Genomic DNA, 21,362 nt, shown 5'->3' on the forward strand with positions numbered 1-21,362 from the left:
TTAAAAGTATATGCAATTGGAGATACTTATGAAATAACGTAATATTGATTTTGCGATCTTCGTGTAAATAATGTTAACGCATTGAATATTTAAGGAAGGATGGGGCTGTTTGTGATTGTTTTATTGTATCTTTAGAAACAGTAACCTAATTAAAAAGACTGATTATGAAAAGAGTGAAATTTATTAAGATTTTCTTATTGTTCTTATTCTGCGGAATAAGCTTGTTATTGGTTAATGCTGGGGAAAAGGCTTCTGCACTTCCTAGCCCTCTCGGTTATTATACTACGTCAAATACGTCTGGTCAACTCCAGTTGGGAGATGAGAACTATATACAGAATAATCAAGATGTATCTGTATATTTAAATACAGCAGGCCTAATTTCTTGTAGTTGGACATTGGAGACTCCGGAAACGGCTGGCTGTGGACCTACATCTGGTACGGGACCTAGCTTTTGGTTTTGTGTGGGTGATAAAACTCCAGTAGCAGTTAAATATAAAATTGTTGCAGACTATGGGAGTGGTTCAGAAGTTTATGAAATTTATTTTCGTGTACGTAAATAGGTCAATTAACTTATTTTCTTAGTTTAGGTATAACGAATATATTTTAAAAAGGCATGTTCAAAACGAAGCATGCCTTTTTTATTATAAATTTATCAATGTATGTATTATTAGGCTAAAATAATTCCCGCTTCTTTTTTACAAAGCAGTATGTAATTTGTTGTAAATCAACTTTATGCTATGAATATCATTTTGTGGATCAAGAAAACCTTTCTTAAAGATATGATTTAGTCCAATAAGAACTCTTTCAATTTTTTGCCAAATATATAAAAAAAGAACTAATATCGGTTGGTTTTATTAAAAATAATAAGGATTTAACACTCTTGTTACTCAATTTTTTATGAATAGAGGCAACCTAAGACCATTTTACGTATTCCCATCCTAGAATTTATATGTTTTTGCCTGAGTTCTTATTGAACTCAGGTCAATTGTTGGTATTCTGATAAGTTTATTGTAAGAGTTAATGCTATTGTAACGCAGATATAAATCTAATTATTCTATTTTATGAACAACGCTTTACCAAAAGAGAACTTTGTTGCTAAAGCAACAGATTTTCAAACGCGGAAGGTGCTATCAAGATCCGGTCTTATAGTCGGATTATGTATTTCTTCCATCGTTTCTTCGTATGCAATTCCGACCGGAATAGATGCAACGAAAGCTAAAAATGAAAGTGTTACGATCACTCAACAGGCTAAAAAGGTGTCGGGTGTAGTAAAAGACAATGCGGGTGAACCCATTGCCGGAGCAAATGTGGTAGTAAAAGGAACTACAAATGGTACGGTTACCGATATGGATGGTAACTATACATTGGAAGTTCCTAATAATGCGACATTGGTTATCTCTTTTATTGGTTATACAACCAAAGAAGTTAAAGTTGGTAGCCAACCCACTGTTAATGTTGTTTTAGCAGAAGATGCGATCGGGCTGAATGAAGTTGTAGCAATTGGTTATGGCTATCAAAAGAAGAAAGATTTAACAGGTTCTGTATCTTCCGTATCGGCAGATGATATGACTATGGGAGGTACGGTAAGTAATGCTGCTATGGCATTGCAGGGTAAAACTGCTGGTGTTCAGGTATCTCAAACATCTAAAGCTCCGGGAGGAAGTATTTCTGTACGTGTGCGTGGTAGCAACTCTATCAGTTCTACTAATGAACCATTGTATGTTGTGGATGGTTTCCCTTCTTCAGAGGGGTTGAATATTAATCCGAATGATATTGAATCCATGCAAATTCTGAAAGATGCTTCCGCTACTGCTATTTATGGTGCCCGTGGAGCAAATGGAGTTGTGTTGATCACAACCAAACGTGGAAAGAGCGGTGAGAATAAGATCTCTTACAATGGCTATTTTGGAGTACAAAAAAGACTTAACCCGTTTGACCTGCTTAATGCAAAGGATTATATGAATCTACAAAATGCATTGTTCAAGGAATTGCCAGGACGTGAAAATACGGAGAATGGCGTTTATACTCCTTCACAGTTGCAATCGGATGTAGATACAGACTGGATCGATGTCTGTACACGTCTGGGTATGGTACAGGATCATAGTATCCAGTTTCAGGGTGGTTCTGAAAAAACAAAAGTACTTACCAGTTTAGGATATTATAAACAAGATGGTATTTTGAAGAATACAGACTTTTCACGTATTTCGGGACGTGTAAATGTGGATCAGACTATTAATGATTATATTAAAGCTGGTGCTACGGTATATGCACATCGTGAAACTTCTAAATTTCAGGAATATAGTGGTAATATAGTTAATTCTAACGTATTACTTAGCATTCTGTCGTATGATCCGACAGTAAAACCATATAATGATGATGGCACTTACGGCCGTGTGCCTGGTGGCCGTGGAGATAACCCGTTGGCTAACCTGATGGAACGTCAGAATGACGCTAAAAATGATAAATTTAACGGTAGTGCTTATCTGGAGATTCATCCGTTAGAAGGACTTGTTGCTAAAGCTACAGGTGGTGTCGAAATTATGCATGACTTTCAGGGCACTTATCTTCCTGCCTCTACAACTTATCAGGGAAGTATCGATAATGGCGTAGCCAGTACGTATGATTATACCGGTACCCGTCAGTTATTTGAAGGTGTTGTTAATTATATGAAGACATTCAATACGATTCATGACCTCGGAGCGATGGTCGGTTATACTTATGAAAAGTTTTCTGCTGATTATCGAAAGATCAATGCAAAAGATTTCTCTACCGACGTATTCAGCTATAACAATTTAGGTGCTGCTGCTCAGAAGACAAGTATCGCTTCCAATAAAACTGAAAATATCCTGATCTCTTTCTTCGGACGTGTTAATTATACCTTGATGGACAAATATCTGGCAACAGTAACAGTTCGTCGTGATGGTTCTTCCCGTTTTGGTGCAAATAATCGTTGGGGTACTTTCCCTTCAGGTTCTTTAGCTTGGAGAATGAGTGAAGAGGACTTCATTAAGAATCTGAATATTTTCAGCAGCTTGAAATTAAGAACCGGTTTTGGTGTTACAGGTAACGAACGTATTGGCGATTATGCTTCTTTTGCTCTTATGTCAAACACACATCTGACGATGGACGGCTCCAGTAATCTTGCCGGTATGCATATGAACCAATCTAGTCCGGCAAATCCCGATTTAAAATGGGAAACAACTCAACAATATAATATCGGTCTGGACATGGGCTTTTTCAACAATCGGTTGTCGGTAACAGTGGATGGTTATTTCAAAAAGACAAAAGATTTGTTGCTGAATATGGATATGCCTTTCTATAGCGGTTTTGTTTCGGGACAGAGCAACGTAGGTTCTATTCAAAACAGAGGTTTTGAACTGGATTTGACCTCACATAACCTGACCGGTGATTTTGTTTGGGATACTAAATTTAATTTCTCACTCAACCGCAACAAAGTTCTTGATTTGGGTACAAATGGTGAAATACGTCTTAAAACATCTAAGCCGACAGGTACAGTCACAGAACAGGAATATGCTATTGTTCGTGAAGGAGAACCCCTAGGATCATTATTTGGCTATAGATATTTAGGTGTAATACAGGAGGGAGAAACCTATCCGTTACAGCCGGATGCTAAACCTGGGGATCCTAAATTCGCAGATTTGAACGGTGACGGTGAATTGAATGATAAAGACCGTGAGATTATTGGTCATGCTACTCCTGACTTTATTTTTGGTTTGACGAATAATTTTGCTTATAAAGGATTTGATCTTTCTATTTTCTTCCAAGGCTCTATAGGCAACGAGTTGCTGAATATGACACGCATGAATATGGAACTGAATCGTACAACCGATGCTTTGAAGCGTTGGACACCTACTAATACGAATACAGATATACCTCGTAATGGTTTCTTTAATATAACAAAGAATAAGGGGGGATATGTAAATGACCACTTTATTGAAGATGCTTCTTATTTGCGTTTGAAGAATTTAACAATTGGATATACTGTTCCGTTTAAGAAAGTAGTTTCTTCCTGTCGTGTTTATGTATCTATGGAGAATCTGTTCACAATAACCGGTTATAGTGGTTGGGATCCTGAAGTAGATACTAAAGCCTATGATACAGCCAAGAATAGTGGTTCCAATCAAACGGCCAATGTGGGTGCCGGTCTCGACTTTAATGCCTATCCAAGTATGAGAACATACACGGTAGGTTTAAATATTACATTTTAAATAATCTGTTACTTTCTAAATAATGAGATATATGAAAAAAATATTGATGGGCCTATTAGCCACCGGGTTAGTTTCCGGATTTACGGCATGTACAGATTTGGAGCCGACCTTATATAGCAATTTGACGACTGACAACGCTTATATAACGGAAAAAGATTTCAATGCAGCGTTAGTCGGTGTTTATGCGGATTTAAATCCGTTCCCGGGTGATGCCTGGCAGTATTATGCAGGTTATTTGGTAATGATTACTGATTACACAACAGATATTGGTTATTCAACAGCAAGTGATCCGCTTGCTATGAGTGTCATGTCTTATGATGCAAACAATCAGTATCTTCGTGATAACTGGAGATATATTTATCAGGTTATATCGAATGCCAATACAGTTCTTCAAAAGTTGAACAATACAAATGTAAATGCAGATATGACTGAAGAAAAGATGCAACTGATAGCTGCTCAGCTTAAATTTCTTCGGGCGTTGGCTTATCGCGATCTGACAGATGCTTTTGGACCGATTCCATTGGTGACGGAATATTCTGAAAATCCGCTTGCAATGAGGGATATGCCTTTAACTTCTGTAGAAGAGATTGATGCTTTCATTTTGAAAGACTTGAAAGAAGCACTCGAGGTCTTGCCTGAGAAATGGACTGGAACGGATTTATGCCGTGCAACTAAAGGCGCTGCTGCAACTTTGATCGGACAAATTTATATGCGTGCACATGATTATCAGAATGCAAAAACTTATATCGATATGGTATTGGCTTTGCGTGATAAGGGCATTTATACTTTGAATCCTGACTTTAAGAATGAATGGTCTGAATCCAATAAATATGATATGGGATCTATCTTTTGTATCTTACATGAAAATGGTTCAAATGGTGGTGAAATAGCTCTTCACTTTGGTCCTTCCGATCATCCGGAAGTTATGGGACGTTGGCAGTTCTATGCTGTGTCTTTGCCTTTCTGGCGCAAATTTGATGATGCAGACCCGCGTAAGCAGTTTTTCTATTTTAATTATACAGGAGGAAGTCCCCGAGATGATAAAACCGATTATGGTTTCTATTATATGATGCCGGAAAAGGGACAGAACACACCTCCTAATGACACAACAAAACTGTTACTTAACGTAGCGACCAAAAAATATACTTATGAGATGGTCTCGGATGTATATTATGATGGACGTACTATCTCTATCTTCCGTTTGGCAGATGTTATTTTGTGTAAAGCTGAAATAGAAAACAACTTGAATGGACCGGGAGCTGCATTGCCTTATTTGAATGAGATTCGTGAACGTGCCGGTGCTCCTGCTTATGGAAAAGATCCTCGTTTCCCAGTTCCTGCAAGTAAGGAAGCTATGAATCAGGCTATTCTTGATGAGCGTGGTTTTGAACTGGTGTTTGAGTATAAACGCCGTCCTGACCTGATCCGCTTTGGTAAATATGAAGAGACTGTAAATGCTCATCTGAAAGAGATGGATATAACGGGAACTACAGTAACACCTGATATGCGTTATTTGCCGTATCCTTTTGTAGAAACTAAGCAGAATAGCTATATGGAGGCAGAAAATCCTAAACGCCTTCCTAAATAAATTCGAGTTTGTCGGATGCCTGTATCTAAGAGGGATACAGGCATCCTTTGTTTAATATTTTTAAAGAGATTGATATGAAGCGTCTGATTTTTTTTGTTTGTATATTGATTGTCGGAGTAGTTATAGGTTGGATTTATTTAAGCGAACGGAATGCGATTGTAGAAGTTACGTTAACTTCTCCTGGAAATACCGCTATGTATAATAGAGCAGAGATAGTCCTTCAAAAACCGGCTCCTGTTTACATAGAATACACGGAAAACTTAACAGGAAAGAAATTCAGAACAGTTACAACTCCGGCTGATACGCTTCACCACCTGGACCTCCTGCTCTTGAAAGCCAATACTGAATATACTTATCAGATAGTGATAGATAATCTGTTTAAACAGAAATCGAAACCTTTGACGTTTAAAACCCGTGAACAGTCTTCCTGGCTCGTTAATCACTGGTTTAGTGAAAAATATCCGCATGATTCTTCTGCTTTGGGTGATGGTATGATTTTGGTTTGTTTCGGTCGTTTGCCCGGATATATGGCCTTGATTGATAATGAGGGAGAAGTACGTTGGTACTGGCAGGTGGATGATGTGGGGGTACGTGCAGCCTCACTAACGCCGCGTGGTACGATTCTGGCAATGCTCCGTCCCTTTGAAATGGATCAGATAGATGATGCTCCCCAAACGCCGGCCGAAATAGCCAATGAAGAACATAAGAAACCGATGCGCCGTGGTTCTATGGGTTTTGCTGGTGGAACCGGACTGGTCGAAGTCTCTTTAACGGGCGAACAAATGTGGCGCCTAGACCTTAATAAAATTGAAAAAGAAAAAGACCACCAGATTATCCACCATGATATCTGGATGGATGAAGAAAATCATATCCACACTTTATACCGCCCTAAAAAGATTGCAGAAATACCGGTGAATGGTAAAATGGTGACCGATACGTTGGGGGGTGACGGAATCATGGTTATAGATACCCTGGGAAATGTTTTGAAAACCTGGTCGGCATGGGATGTATGGGATGTCGCTAACGATCCGTATATCGATGAATACCGTTACGACCGTTTCCATATGAACGGATTGTGCTTTGATAAGGATGGAAATTACCTGGTGTCTAATCCGATTGAAGACCAGATATGGAAGATTGACCGTCAGAGTGGTAAATTACTTTGGAAGTTTGGTAGAAATGGGGACTTCAAAATGGATACAACTGCCTATTTCTCTTTTCAGCATGCTCCCTATATTACGGAACAGGGGGATTTGATGCTGTTTGATAACGGCTTGTATGACAAACGTTCGGGAGCGAAAGCTTTTAAACTAGATGAAAAGAACTTTACAGCAGAAACGGTTATTAATGCTATGTTGCCTCCCGAAAAGTATACTTCCCGCATGGGGAATGCTTATCTCCTTCCTAACGGAAATCTGTTGCAGACCAGTTCGAAGACCGGTTCTATAATGGTTACCGACCAATCCGGAAAGGTTCTCTGGGAAAGTATCATGTATTATGCCCCCTATCGGGCAGTGTATGTTCCGGTAGAAACCTGGGATAAATATTTTAAAGAAATTAAGTGATATGGGGCAGGCTTCACTCTTTTACATTTTCCTCACGTTCTTGAAATTGGGCGCTACGGCATTTGGCGGTTATATGTCACTTATCGCTATCGTACAGAAACAGTTAGTGGAGGTTGATAAAAAACTGAAAGAAGAAGATTTGCTGGATGGGATATCGTTGACCTCGGTATTACCGGGGCCTGTAGCGGTGAATACAATCGCTTATGTCGGGTATCGCCTGAGAGGAATTCCGGGAGCGATAATGGCCTTTGCCGGAATAATCATTCCTTCTTTCCTATTGGTGATTCTGCTTTCCTGGCTGTATTTTTCTTATGGAAATATTCCGGCAGTGAAGAATGTATTCAGCGGAATAACGCCAGCTATTATGGCCCTTATCGTTACGGTTGCTATTGGAATGACGCGTAAGACAGTGAAACTAACCATGCAATGGATTATTTGCCTGTTAGCTGCCTTGTTGTTGATTTTCATAGGAGGTTTTACTGTTACTTTTTTATTGCTGGTGTGTAGTGGGATAGCCGGAGCCTTCTTATTCCGTCAGCCGGGAAAGAAAGATGTATTGCCTGATGGAAAAGCGTTAATAAATAGGAAACAGCTGGTTGTGTCGGGTATAGTGCTGTTATTGCTACTTTGTACGTTGTTATGGGGTGGACAAATTCCGGAGGCACCTAAGGATATTCAGATACTGTCTACTTTCTCCGGAATAAGCCTGACACTGTTTGGAGGAGGTTACGTTGTCATTCCCGCATTACATGAATTATTTGTAGAGAATCTGAAATGGCTTACTTCGGCGGAATTTGCCGACGGTATTGCTATCGGGCAGATTACTCCCGGTCCTATTTTTATTACAGCGACCTTTATCGGTTATAAAGTGGCCGGAGTATTGGGAGCTTTCCTGGCTACCTTTGCCATATTTACTCCACCGGCAATCCTGACGGTTTTATTATCCCGTTTTGTAGAGGTGCTGAATCATTCATCTGTAGTAAAAGCCGCAATGAAAGGGATACGGGCGGCTGTTATCGGGATGATCTTCGCTTCGGCAATAACGATAGGGCAGACGATCACATTATCGGTTGGCGCGGTCGCTATTTTTATAATCACATTCATTATCTCATTTAAATACACAATCAGCCCGATCTACCTGATCCTTGGAGCAGGCGTGGCGGGTTTTATCTTATTCTAAATTCTATGAATACAATACAAGGAATACAAATGATTGGAACGCAGCGATCCGGTTCCAATCTGCTGCGTGTAATGCTGGATGGTATAGAACAGATTGTCGCTCCGCATCCTCCGCATATTCTTCAGCGTTTCCTGCCTTTATTACCTAAGTATGGCGACTTGTCGGATCAGTCGAATTTTCATCGACTAGCAACGGATGTCTGCGAACTGGTTACAGTAAATCCTGTCTCCTGGGAGGGAATTAGCATCCGCACCGATGAAATACTTGCAGCTTGTAAACAGCAAACAGTATATGAACTGTTCCGTGTGATCTATGAAGCGGCAGCCTGTCAGACCGGAGCTTCTTTCTGGCTTTGTAAGAGCATGAAGAATATGTTTTATGCAGAAGGAATCGAGTCTACGGGAGTTCGGCCTTATTATATCTATCTCTATCGTGACGGACGTGATGTGGCTCTCTCCTTTAAAAAAGCGATTGTAGGAGAAAAACATATTTATGCGCTGGCTCAAAACTGGAAAAAAGATCAGGAGGCGGCACTTCGTTTAAAAGAGAAAACTGCAGAAGATCATTTCTTTATGCTGAACTATGAAACACTGATTGCCTGTCCGGAAGAAACGATGCGCCGCCTTTGTGACTTCCTGCATGTACCCTATTCCGATCAGGTAATGGAGTATTATAAGAGCCGGGAGTCGGAAAATACAGCTGTAGCCGGTAAGATGTGGTCGAATGTAACCAAGCCGATCATAAAAGATAACACGAATAAGTTTTTGCGTGAATTATCTTCGGAAGATATTACTATCTTTGAATCCGTAGCCGGAGATCTTTTACAGCAACTGGGGTATTCCTTATGTACTCCCCCTGATCTACTGAAAGATAGCTTTTCCGACAAGGAGATAGAGATATTTAATGAAGAAAACAGTCGCTTAAAGAATGCTTTTATTCAGCAGGCCGATCCGACCGACCTCGAGAAAAGGCGTCCGCAGGATGAATTGATCAATCGAATAAAACAATATTAATCGTTAAACACTAATGCGTATGAAACAAATGCTATTTACTCTGCTTTGTTTGTTTACCTTCAGTAACTTACAAGCTCAGACCGTACCTACCGACGAGTTGTATGGGTTGGGGACCTGGAATGCCGACTCCCTGGGAAACCATCGGGTAGTCGTATCGGTAGAGAAACCGTCGGATGTAGTGCTGGCAACGATCGAATGGCGTCGCCGTGATTTGAATCCGGAAGATAAGAATCTGATTGTGGTAGATGCTGCCACGGGAAAACATATTACAAATGTATGCCGCTTTACAGTGAACCGGGAGAAAGGGGAAGTCGCTTTTCAACCGCAGACAGTTCCGGGCGAGTATTATATCTATTACCTGAAGAATGTAATGAGCGGTAGCCCGTATTATCCAACCGTTAATTATCCGCCGTTCGAAAATACGGCTTCAGCCGATTGGGTGAAGAAGAATAAACTGTCGGGAAAGAAAGCCCCGTCGCTTCCGGCTGCTAAGGTAGTACAATTCCAGGCTATAAACCAGTTGAACAGCTTCTATCCGATGGAAGTGATTGCTACGGCTGATGAAACGGCCCGTTTACTGAAAGAGCGTCCGGGAGAAAAATATATCCTGTTTACCGAAGACCGGGAATATCCGATCCGTATGACAACCGATATTCCTTATAAATGGATTGCTGACGACCGTCACGACCATTTCAGCGGCCAGGCAGACAAGGGCGAATATTATGTTTTCCAGTTAGGCGTATGGGCGGCCCGTTCAAAGGTGGAGAACCTGCACGTAGACTTCTCTGCTCTGACAAATACAGCTACTGGCGAACAGATTCCGGCATCTTCATTTACCTGTTTCAATACGGAAGGAACGGATGTAACGGGCACTGTTTTCAAAAAGAACTGTTCTGTCGAGCAAGGCAAGGTACAGGCATTATGGATCGGAACCCAGTTGCCGGAACATCTTTCTTCGGGGATGTATCAGGGTACGGTTACTGTGTCTGCCGCCAATGCGGAAAGTAAGACTGTACAGGTAACGTTGAATGTCTCTAAGAATATAATAGCCAATCATGGGGATAATGAACCCTGGCGTCACTCCCGCTTGCGTTGGCTGAACTCACAGATCGGTTTTGACGATGAGGTGATCGCTCCTTACACACCATTAGTCCTGAAGGATAAAACGATCAGTTGCCTGGGACGTGAAGTGAAACTGTCTTCTCTCGGCCTGCCGGCAGATATCACCAGTTATTTTAAAGAAACGATGACCGGTATCGGTACCGATGGCCGTTCTATCCTGGCTGCACCTATGGAACTGGCGGCAGACGGCGGTGCCTGGGAAAATCTGAACTTCGAAATTACAAAACATAAACAGGGCGCTATTGCCTGGAAAGCGTTGAACCAGAACAGCCATTTCCTGATGGATCTGGAAGGAGAGATGGAGTCGGATGGAAATATCGAATATAAGGTAACGCTGGTTGCCCGCGAAAATGCATCTGTCGAAGATATCGGTCTGCGTACTCATCTGGCTCCCGGCATCGGACGTTATATGATGGGACTGGGAGAGAAAGGCGGCTTTTGCCCTAATGACCTGCGTTGGAAATGGGATGTTGAAAAGAACCAGGACGGCCCGTGGGTGGGCGATGTAAATGCCGGTCTTCAGATCCGTTTCTACGATAATAAATATGAGCGTCCGCTGAATACAAACTTCTATCATCAGAAACCGTTACATATGCCTCTGTCCTGGTGCAATAACGGAAACGGAGGGATCGACATCAATAACGCTTCCGATGGGACACGGATCAATGCTTATTCCGGTAAACGGGAAGTAAAGAAAGGCGATAAGCTGTATTACTATTTCAATGTGGCAATCACCCCGTTCCGCCCGATCGATACGGATAAGCAATGGCGCGAACGCTACTATCATAGTTATGACTTTATCGAAAAGGTAGAGAAGTTGGGTGCCAATGTGCTGAATATCCACCATGCAACGGGTATCAATCCGTTTATCAACTATCCGTTCCTTCGCACGAAAGAAATGAAGGCTTATATCGATGGTGCACATGCACGGGATATGAAGGTGAAGATCTATAATACTGTCCGCGAACTGTCCAACAGCTGTGTGGAAATGTATGCCCTTCGCAGTCTGGGAAATGAGATATTCTCGGAAGGTCCCGGCGGCGGCTTCTCCTGGTTGCAGGAGCATCTGGATCAGAATTATATCGGAGCCTGGTTTGTCCCTCACCTGAAAGATGCAGCGATCGTGAACAGCGGTGTATCCCGTTGGCATAATTATTATTTGGAAGGACTCGACTGGCTGGGCAAAAATGTCGGTATCGACGGCCTGTATATCGATGACCTGGCATTCGACCGTATGACGATGAAACGTATCCGTAAGGTACTGAACCGTACGAATCCGGGCGCAATGATCGACCTGCATTCGGCTAATCAGTATAATCCGAAGGATGGCTTTGCCAACAGCGCCAATCTTTATCTCGAACATTTCCCGTATCTGGATCGTTTGTGGTTCGGCGAATATTTCAATTATGACTTCCCGCCCGAATTCTGGCTGATTGAAGTATCCGGTATCCCTTACGGATTGATGGGTGAAATGCTGGAAGGCGGCGGTAACGCCTGGCGTGGAATGCTGTATGGCATGACCGGTCGCAGTCCGCGTGTAGACAATGGACCGTTGTGGCATCTTTGGGATTCATTCGGTATGCAGAAAAGCGAAATGATCGGCTACTGGGTGAAAGACAACCCGGTGAAGACGAACAGTGAAAAGACGTTGGCTACCATTTACACGCATCCGGGAGAGAAGACTTTGATCTCGCTGGCTACCTGGGAAGAGGGCGATGCCCGGGTCACTCTTTCTGTCGACTGGGCGAAACTGGGCCTCGATCCGGCAAAAGTAACATTGTATGCTCCGGCCATAGATAATTTCCAGACCGAAGCAACCTGGAAACCGGGTGATGAGATCACCGTACCAAAAGGGAAAGGCTTGTTAATTATTGCAAAATAAAGCGGGCTGATATAGTATAATTGACAGTAAATGTACTCCTTAATTGTATAAGGGGAGAATTTCTCCCCTTATACAATTGTTTATTATTTAAAGAAATTACCATGAAAAAGATTCTCATCCTTCTTTGTGCAACCGCTATATTGCAACCTTTATCTGCACAACAACAGGCTACTGTTTCCGAAAGTATACAAACGGTTAAAACCTATCCATTCTCCGATCCGGACCCGGTGGCCGATCCTTCCGACCTCTTCTATCCCTATTTCCGTTTTGATGGCTTTGCCGCTAAAGGGGTGGATAAAGAGTGGAAAGTGGTGGCACTTGAAAACGATTATATCCGCCTGACTCTTTTCCCCGAGATAGGAGGGAAGATCTGGGGAGCAGTAGATAAAACGACCGGCAAAGAATTTATCTATAACAACCACGTGGTGAAGTTCCGTGATATTGCCATGCGTGGGCCGTGGACTTCCGGCGGTATCGAGTTTAACTTCGGTATTATAGGTCATGTACCGACCTCCAGCACGCCGGTCGACTATGTAACCCGACAGAAAGCCGACGGCAGTGTCAGTTGCTATGTTTCTTCCTATGAACTGGTAACCCGCACCCTTTGGACAGTCGAAGTAAACCTTCCCAAAGACAAGGCTTACTTTACGACAACAACGACCTGGCATAACAGTTCTTCGATCGACCAACCCTATTACCAGTGGATGAATGCAGGCTATAAGGCAGCCGGAAACGCGCAGTTCTGTTATCCCGGCACCAACTACATCGGCCACGGTGGCGAGCTTTATTCCTTCCCTATCGATGAACAGGGACGCGATATCTCCTGGTATGAAAAGAATGACTTCGGAAATTCCAAATCCTACCACGTGTTGGGTAAATACAACGATTTCTATGGAGCCTATTGGCACGACGATGATTTCGGTTCCATCCATCATACCGATTACGACGAGAAGCTGGGTATGAAAATATTCCTTTGGGGACTGTCCCGTGAAGGCGGTATCTGGGAAGACCTGCTGACGGATACCGACGGTCAGTATATCGAATTGCAATCCGGCCGCATGTATAACCAACCGGCATCGGGCAGTAGCTTTACTCCGTATAAACATACCGCATTCGGCCCGCAGGCAACCGACCAGTGGACGGAATACTGGTTTCCGGTAAAAGGCATCAAAGGCGTATCCAAAGCCGGACGTATCGGTGCATTGAATGTGCTGAGGGAAGACGGTTTCCTGAAACTGTATTTCTCTCCGTTGCAACAATTATCCACAGAGATCAAGCTTTACGATGGCGATAAGATGGTTCGTTCCCTTCCGCTTCGTTGCGGTGTTTTGGAGACATGGAAGGATTCTGTTCCGTTGGACAATGCCGTTGCCGCCGGAAAGCTGAAAGTGGTGGTCGGCAACGACCTGCTGGTTTATTCGGAAGTCCCGTCGGATAATATTACTAACCGTCCGAAACAATTGTCATCGGACTTTGACTGGAATTCTGTTTACGGCCTTTATACGCAGGGCGATCAGTGGATGAACCAGAAAGTATACGACAAGGCAGAAAAATATCTCTCCGCCTCATTGGAGAAAGATCCTTATTTCCTTCCGGCGCTGACAAGCCTGGCTTCCCTCTATTACCGGGAAGGACGATACGAAGAAGCATTGAAGCATTGCCGTACGGCACTGAGCATTAATACGTATCAGGGAGAAGCCAACTATCTATACGGCTTATGTAATAGGGCACTGGGAAATAATACCGATGCAAAGGACGGTTTCTCCGTCGCTTCTTATTCTCCGTCGGTACGTAGCGCTGCTTATGAAAAGCTGGCGGAAATGTTCCTGATCGATCAGAACTGGGAGAAAGCAGAACATTATGCGTTGAAGAGTCTTGACTTCAATAAGCTGAACCTGAGTGCCGATCATGTATTGATGGTTGTCTATCGTAAAACAAATCGACCGGAAAAGGCGAAAGCGATCATCTCTTCACTCCTGGAGGAACTTCCGTTATATCATGTTGCACGGTTTGAAAACTATCTATTGAACGGCACGGATAAAAAGGACTTCGGATCCCTGATCCGCAACGAACTACCTTTCGAAACCTATATGGAACTGGCTGAATGGTATGAATCAGCCGGCTGTGAAGAGGAGGCATTGACATTACTGTCTTTTGTCCCTGACTATCCGATGGCAAACTATAAGACGGCCTATCTTCTGCATAAGAAAGGCGATGAAACCGGAAGCTTGGCCGCTTTGGAGAAGGCAAACGCCGGATCTCCCCAGTCGGTATTCCCTTTCCGTCCTTCCACACTGGAAGCATTGAAGTGGGCTGAAACGGTTCGTCCCGATTGGAAGACCGGTTATTATCAGGGCCTTATTTATTGGGCAAACCATAATAAGGAGAAGGCACTCGAACTCTTTAACAACTGTGGTGAAGCGGATTATGCTCCTTTCTACCTGAGCCGTGCGTCATTGAAGAGCGGCGAAGCCCGCCTGGTAGACCTGCTGAAAGCGGAGCAGACAGAAATGTCATGGCGTACCGGTTTTGCATTGATCAACCACTATATCTCCAATAACCAATGGCAGCAAGCGGTTGAAACAGGAAAGAAATACACGAAGAAATATCCGTCGAACTACTACATCGGTTTGAAGTATGCAAAAGCATTGTGTGAGACAGGCCAGTATCAGCCGTGTATTTCCTTGTTGAGCAAAATACAGGTTCTTCCCAACGAAGGTTCTTATGCCGGCCGTGCTGTCTACCGTGAAGCCAATCTATATAAGGCGATGGAACAGCTGGGTAAAAAGAGTTATAAACAGGTCTTGAAGAGTGTGGAAACATCGAAGGAATGGCCCGAAAACTTAGGTGTAGGCAAGCCTTACGACAATATGATCGACAGCCGTCTGGAAGATTATATGGAAGCACAGGCATACGCCGGACTGGGTGATAAACAGAAATCGGAGGCTTTATTGGCTTCAGTTGTCGGCTATCCCTCCGCCCGTTCTCATTTCGGTTCCGGAAACCTGTTGAGTGCACTCGCTTTGCGTGAATCAGGCAAACAGGCCGAAGCGGATCGTATGGTGGCTTCGTGGGCTACCGGCTTCCCGGAAAACCGTATCGCCCAATGGTGTGCCGCCGTTTATAACGGTGAAAAGGAGAAAGCTGCCGGGATACTTGAATCCCGCAACGATCAGGCGGATACTACTCCGTGGGAAACTTCTTTCCGCGACGCTAACTTTGATTTGATCGTCCGTCTGTTTTCAAATAACGGTAATAGCTTCCGCTAATAGTTTCTCTATAGTGAAACAGTTGTTTCTTCTAGGTGAAACAACTGTTTCATGCCTATGAAACTTTTCTTTTACCTATGTGATATCCCATAGATATATGGAGCCAGAACTTTCGGACTGCGAAGAATCATTATTTTAAAGAAGAGTGGGTATTACCCTGGCTGGATGAGTTATTGAAGTAGATTAATTTTACTTATATTTGTAGCATCTAATTAATTATCAATTCTAATAGCATGGAAAACATTTCAAGAAGAACTGCAATTAAGACCGCGTTAGTCGGAGGAGCAGCGATAGCTGTATCCGGCCTGGAGGCTGCAAATCCGGCAAAGAAGAAAAAGACGGAAGCACCCGAACCTTTGAAAGGGAATATTCGTCACTCCGTAAGTAAATGGTGCTTTGGTGATTATGAGCTGGAAGAGTTTTGCGGAATATGTAAGAAGATCGGTATCGAATCTATCGAACTGCTCGACCCGAAGGACTGGCCGATCGTTCAGAAGCACGGCCTAACTGTGGCAATGGCACAAGGTGCCGGCCTGGGTATCGACCGTGGATTTAACGATCCGAAACTGCATGATGAACTGGTAGCCAGCTACGAAGAAGTTATCCCGCAGGTTGCCGCAGCCGGACTGACCAATCTGATCTGTTTCTCCGGCAGACGAAACGGCCTGACTGACCTGCAAGGTTGGGAAAACTGCGAAAAGGGGTTGAAACGACTGATACCATTGGCTGAAAAGCATAATGTAGTCCTTACTATGGAATTGCTGAACAGCGTAGGACATAAAGATTATCAGTGCGACCATACTGTTTGGGGGGCTGAACTATGCCGTCGTATCGGTTCTCCCAACTTCAAACTGTTATATGATATCTACCACATGCAGATCATGGAAGGGAATATTATCGAGAATATCCAGAAGTATCACCAATATTTCTCCCATATCCATACCGGAGGTAATCCGGGCCGTGCGGAGATAGACGAAACACAGGAGCTCTATTATCCGGCTATTATGAAGGCGATAGTAGAAACCGGCTATAAAGGATTTGTCGGCCAGGAGTTTGTTCCCCGCCAGCCGGACAAGATCGCTTCCCTTGAAAAATGTATCCGTATATGTGATGTCTGATAAGATGAATAAGATAAGATTGATACAGCTTTGTATGCTGTTGTTCGCTCTTGTGTTAACAGGATGTAAGCCCGGAGGCGCGTTTACTCCGGGCGAACTTTGGCCGGATAATAACGGTGTGCATATTAACGCTCACGGTGGCGGTATCCTGCATCAGGGAGATACTTATTACTGGTTTGGCGAGCATAAGACGGAAGGTACTGCCGGTAATAATGCCCTGGTCGGTGTTCATTGCTATTCTTCCAAAGACCTGTATAACTGGAAAGATGAAGGCGTCGCTTTATCCGTTGTGAAAGATGATCCTGCTCATAGCATTGCAGAAGGTTGCATCCTGGAACGTCCTAAGGTGATCTATAACAAGAAGAATAATAACTATGTGATGTGGTTCCATCTGGAGCCCAAAGGTGCCGGCTATTCCGGTGCGCTTAGCGGTATCGCTATAAGTGATAACGTGGCGGGCCCGTATAAATTCCTCCGTGCCGTTCGTCCGAATGCCGGTTACTGGCCTCAGAATGTACAGGATATTCATAAGACCAAACAGCCTGTGACCGATCGTGAGGGTATGACAGGGGGCAGTCTGCCTGCACATCCCGACAGTCTGAATCTCCTGGGACGTGACAGAGAAGGCGGACAGATGGCACGCGATATGAATCTTTTCGTAGATGACGATGGTAAAGCTTACCATATTTATTCTTCAGAGGAGAACAGTACATTGCATATCTCTCAGCTGACGGACGATTATACCAACTATGCCGGTACTTATTCCCGTTTCTTCATCGGACGGTTTATGGAAGCACCGGCCATGTTCAAACATGACGGTAAATATTATCTGATCATGTCGGGTTGTACAGGTTGGGCGCCGAATGCCGGACGCTCGGCTGTTGCCTCTTCTATCTGGGGACCCTGGAAAGAACTCGAAAATCCCTTTGTCGGACCGGATGCCGATCTCTCTTTCCATTCGCAGAGTACCTATGTATTGCCTACTCCGGGTAAACCGGGACAGTTCATTTATATGGGCGACCGCTGGACTCCGGAGAATGCTATCGACGGTCGTTATATATGGCTTCCTATCCGCTTTGAAGGTGATCAACCTGTCATCGAATGGCTGGATACATGGAGTTATTGACTTCGTAGGAAAGATGGAATTGAAAATTAACAGTATGTTTTTGGTAAATTCATCAGGCCCGCATCATAAATTGATTTAATCTTGATTAATTTTGCAGCTTCGTTTTCGCGGAGCTGCAAATTTGTTTTGTGGCAACAGATCTTTAATACATAATAAACATTTGAAATGAAACCTTCTTTATCAGTTTCTTCACGACAATTAATGTGGAGGGAAATGCATGATTATCTGATGATCGCACTGGGGATGCTTTCCTATGCCATCGGGTGGACTGTCTTTCTGTTACCCAATGACATTACTACCGGAGGTGTGCCGGGTATTGCTTCTATTGTATATTGGGCGACAGGCCTGAATGTGCAGTACACTTATTTTGCGATTAACGGCGGATTGTTGATCGCTTCTCTGATTGTTCTCGGATGGAAGTTCAGTGTAAAAACTATTTTCGCCGTGATGGTGATGACTACTATCCTGCCCATCATCCAGGGAGCGACATCCGGTTTGCATTTACTTGGTGATCAGCCGTTCATGGCTTGCGTGATTGGTGCTTCTTTCTGTGGAGCTGGTATCGGCATCGCTTTTTCTGCCAACGGCAGTTCGGGAGGTACGGATATTATTGCCGCTATCATCAATAAGTACCGTGATATCACTTTAGGACGTGTGATCCTGATGACGGATATGATTATTATTTCTTCCAGTTATTTCGTTCTGCATGATTGGGAGAAGGTTGTTTATGGTTTTGCTACCCTTTATATTTCCAGTTTTGTGCTCGATCAGGTAGTGAACAGTGCACGTCAGTCTGTACAGTTCTTCATCATTTCCAAGCAATATGAAGAGATCGGCCGCCGTATCAATAAAGATCTGCATCGTGGAGTGACGGTAATCGACGGAACCGGATTGTATACCGGTCTGGGGATTAAGATGATGTTCGTGTTGGCCAAGAAGCGTGAATCGACCACTATTTTCCGATTGATCAAGGATATAGATCCGAATGCATTTGTATCACAGAGTTCTGTCATCGGCGTGTATGGGGAAGGGTTCGACCATATTAAAGTGAAATAGGGACAGGCTTTATAATACTGTTTATTTTCAGGTAGCGTTTTTATAGGAATTATCCTGTAGAAACGCTATTTGCTTTTCTGAAAGATTGGTTAAATCATATAAATCTACCTTCGTTCTGTTAGAACTAAGACCACAACGGATGCAAATATAGTTCATTTTTATTATGAGAGGTTAAATAAGTGCCAATAATACAAATTGACAAGAACATTTGTTAACATATTTGAGGATCGATGTGCGTAAAAAACATTGTTTTTCTAGTAAAGTTACTTGTTTATATCTTAGTTCTAACAGAACTATTTCCATATCATTTTATTTTAAAGGGATAGATGTATTTTGAGTAGGAATACTATTGGGAGACTTTCAAATTATATAATCTTAATACTAATGCTTACTTAATTTTTATGTAATGTGAGTGTAATACAGTGTATCTATTTTTGCGCACCCAGTTGCCGTTGAGGCGCTATTACAAAATTATAAGTAGTTATTTATATGCAAATATCCGATGAGAAGTTATGGGAATCATGCCTGATGGGGAATAAAGAGGCCTTTAAGGAAATCTACTGCCGCTTTTATTCTCTGTTATATAATTATGGTTCTAAATTAGTCTCAGACCAGGATCTGGTGAGAGATTGTATACAGGATATTTTCATTAAACTGATCCAGAACTATCAATCTCTTTCTGCGACTCCGAATGTAAGAGGATATCTGCTAAAAGCTTTTCGTAACAAATTATACGATACATTGGAAAAGGAAAGAGCCACCGATGATATATCCCTTTATGAGGAAACGTTTGTAACCGATGAACTACTCCCTTTACTCTCTTTCGATGATTCCGATGCGGATCATCGCGCTAAGCATCTGATGAAGGTCTTTTCAGAATTGTCCCCTCATCAGCAGGAGATCATCTATCTTTATTATGTAAATGAACTGAAGCATGAAGAGATCGCAGAGATCATGGAAATAAATTATCAATCCAGTAAGAATTTATTATTCAGGTCTTTGTCTAAGTTGAGAAGATTATATTTGAAAAATAATTGATTTTTATTCCGGAAAGTGAGTACCAAATGAAATTTTCCCCGTAATAAAAGTAAAAAAGAGGTTACTCGTGGATAAAAAACAAAATATATCAGATAAACAATCATTTGAACAGGCTGGCCGGGACTTGCTTCAAAAGGTGCGTGAGGCGGAGAAGAAAGAACTGCGTGAAGCTCTGAATTCATGGCAGGAAATAGAATTACATTTGGAAAAGACTCACTCTTCAACCCGTTTTTATATCCGGCGTATCCTTTCTGTTGCCGCTTCTCTTGCGGTTCTTCTCTCAATCGGGATCTATTACTGGATGGAAACAGAGGAAAACTCATCTATGTCGCTTGCCTTGCTGGATACGGCAAATTCTTCCTTGTCCGGTGATGAGATTGTCCTGATAGAAAATAAAGATAAGATGCAGTTGAAGGATGAATCATCTATCCGGTATGATGCTCAGGGAAAATCGAATGTGGAAGAGCACGTGGTAAAGAAGGAGACAGCTGTCGAAAGGGAAGAGAAGAAAGAAGAAGTCAACCAGATCATCGTTCCGAAAGGAAGAAGGGCTAATATAACATTTTCGGATGGTACCAAAATGTTTGTGAATGCGGGTACACGGGTTATCTATCCGGCTGTATTCAAGAAAGATAAAAGGGAAATTCTGGTGGAAGGTGAAGTTTACCTGGAGGTGGAAAAAGATCCTTCACGTCCTTTTATAGTTAAAACGAATGGATTTGACGTGAAAGTGCTTGGAACTGAATTTAATGTCTGTGCATATAAAGAGGATGTTTCGGCCTTTGTGGTTCTGGTGAATGGAAGCGTAGAGGTTCGGATGGGTAGGAATGAAAAATCACAGCTTTCTCCCAACCAACGGATTGAAATTAATGAGAAGGGTTCGAACATAAGTGAAGTAGATGTATTTGAATATATCTGCTGGAAAGATAATATGATGTTACTGAACGACCGGAAAGTGGGAGAGACTCTCGACCGCCTTTCGCGCTATTACGGACGTGGTATCTGGTATAATGAAGAAATAGGGAATATACCTGTTTCTGGCAAACTGGACTTGCGGGAGAATATGGAAGATGTGATCAGTATCCTTTGTCAGTCTTTGTTCCTGCAATACAAAACTGATGCGAACAATAACATAATAATATCAAAATAGAATGCCTATGTAAAAGACGTCGAGTA

At 42.8% G+C, this 21,362-nt stretch carries 13 protein-coding genes; all 13 read left to right on the forward strand.

What is annotated here, in order from left to right:
• The first annotated feature begins 164 nt into the window (after positions 1-164).
• On the forward strand, positions 165-560 hold the full coding sequence (locus tag QZ076_RS02115; RefSeq protein ID WP_293709877.1) for a hypothetical protein: 396 nt from the start codon (positions 165-167) through the stop codon (positions 558-560).
• 501 nt (positions 561-1,061) lie between these two features.
• On the forward strand, positions 1,062-4,229 hold the full coding sequence (locus QZ076_RS02120; protein ID WP_293709879.1) for a TonB-dependent receptor: 3,168 nt from the start codon (positions 1,062-1,064) through the stop codon (positions 4,227-4,229).
• 31 nt (positions 4,230-4,260) lie between these two features.
• Positions 4,261-5,817, forward strand: a complete 1,557-nt coding sequence (locus QZ076_RS02125) for a RagB/SusD family nutrient uptake outer membrane protein (RefSeq protein ID WP_293709881.1) — start codon at positions 4,261-4,263, stop codon at positions 5,815-5,817.
• Between the two features lie 74 nt (positions 5,818-5,891).
• Entirely contained in the window at positions 5,892-7,382 is a 1,491-nt protein-coding gene (locus QZ076_RS02130) for an aryl-sulfate sulfotransferase (protein ID WP_293709883.1), read from the forward strand.
• Position 7,383: 1 nt separating this feature from the next.
• The gene (gene chrA, locus QZ076_RS02135) at positions 7,384-8,562 is read left to right on the forward strand and encodes a chromate efflux transporter (protein WP_293709885.1); all 1,179 of its coding nucleotides are present in this window, start codon (positions 7,384-7,386) and stop codon (positions 8,560-8,562) included.
• Between the two features lie 5 nt (positions 8,563-8,567).
• The gene (locus QZ076_RS02140) at positions 8,568-9,575 is read left to right on the forward strand and encodes a sulfotransferase (RefSeq protein WP_293709886.1); all 1,008 of its coding nucleotides are present in this window, start codon (positions 8,568-8,570) and stop codon (positions 9,573-9,575) included.
• A gap of 19 nt (positions 9,576-9,594) precedes the next feature.
• Positions 9,595-12,579 carry a glycoside hydrolase domain-containing protein gene (locus QZ076_RS02145; RefSeq protein WP_293709888.1) on the forward strand — a complete coding sequence of 995 codons (2,985 nt, stop codon included), beginning with the start codon at positions 9,595-9,597 and terminating at the stop codon, positions 12,577-12,579.
• A 101-nt stretch (positions 12,580-12,680) separates the two neighbouring features.
• Positions 12,681-15,848, forward strand: a complete 3,168-nt coding sequence (locus QZ076_RS02150; RefSeq protein ID WP_293709891.1) for a DUF5107 domain-containing protein — start codon at positions 12,681-12,683, stop codon at positions 15,846-15,848.
• A 233-nt stretch (positions 15,849-16,081) separates the two neighbouring features.
• Positions 16,082-16,966, forward strand: a complete 885-nt coding sequence (locus tag QZ076_RS02155) for a TIM barrel protein (protein ID WP_293709896.1) — start codon at positions 16,082-16,084, stop codon at positions 16,964-16,966.
• A gap of 34 nt (positions 16,967-17,000) precedes the next feature.
• A complete protein-coding gene (locus QZ076_RS02160; RefSeq protein ID WP_293709926.1) occupies positions 17,001-18,092 on the forward strand; it encodes a glycoside hydrolase family 43 protein in 1,092 nt (363 codons plus the stop codon).
• 165 nt (positions 18,093-18,257) lie between these two features.
• Positions 18,258-19,148 carry a YitT family protein gene (locus QZ076_RS02165; protein ID WP_293709899.1) on the forward strand — a complete coding sequence of 297 codons (891 nt, stop codon included), beginning with the start codon at positions 18,258-18,260 and terminating at the stop codon, positions 19,146-19,148.
• A 489-nt stretch (positions 19,149-19,637) separates the two neighbouring features.
• The gene (locus tag QZ076_RS02170; RefSeq protein ID WP_293709900.1) at positions 19,638-20,186 is read left to right on the forward strand and encodes a sigma-70 family RNA polymerase sigma factor; all 549 of its coding nucleotides are present in this window, start codon (positions 19,638-19,640) and stop codon (positions 20,184-20,186) included.
• A gap of 67 nt (positions 20,187-20,253) precedes the next feature.
• Entirely contained in the window at positions 20,254-21,336 is a 1,083-nt protein-coding gene (locus QZ076_RS02175; protein WP_293709901.1) for a FecR domain-containing protein, read from the forward strand.
• The last annotated feature ends 26 nt before the right edge of the window (positions 21,337-21,362 follow it).

The sequence above is a fragment of the uncultured Parabacteroides sp. genome, assembly GCF_905196875.1.
GTDB lineage: Bacteria > Bacteroidota > Bacteroidia > Bacteroidales > Tannerellaceae > Parabacteroides.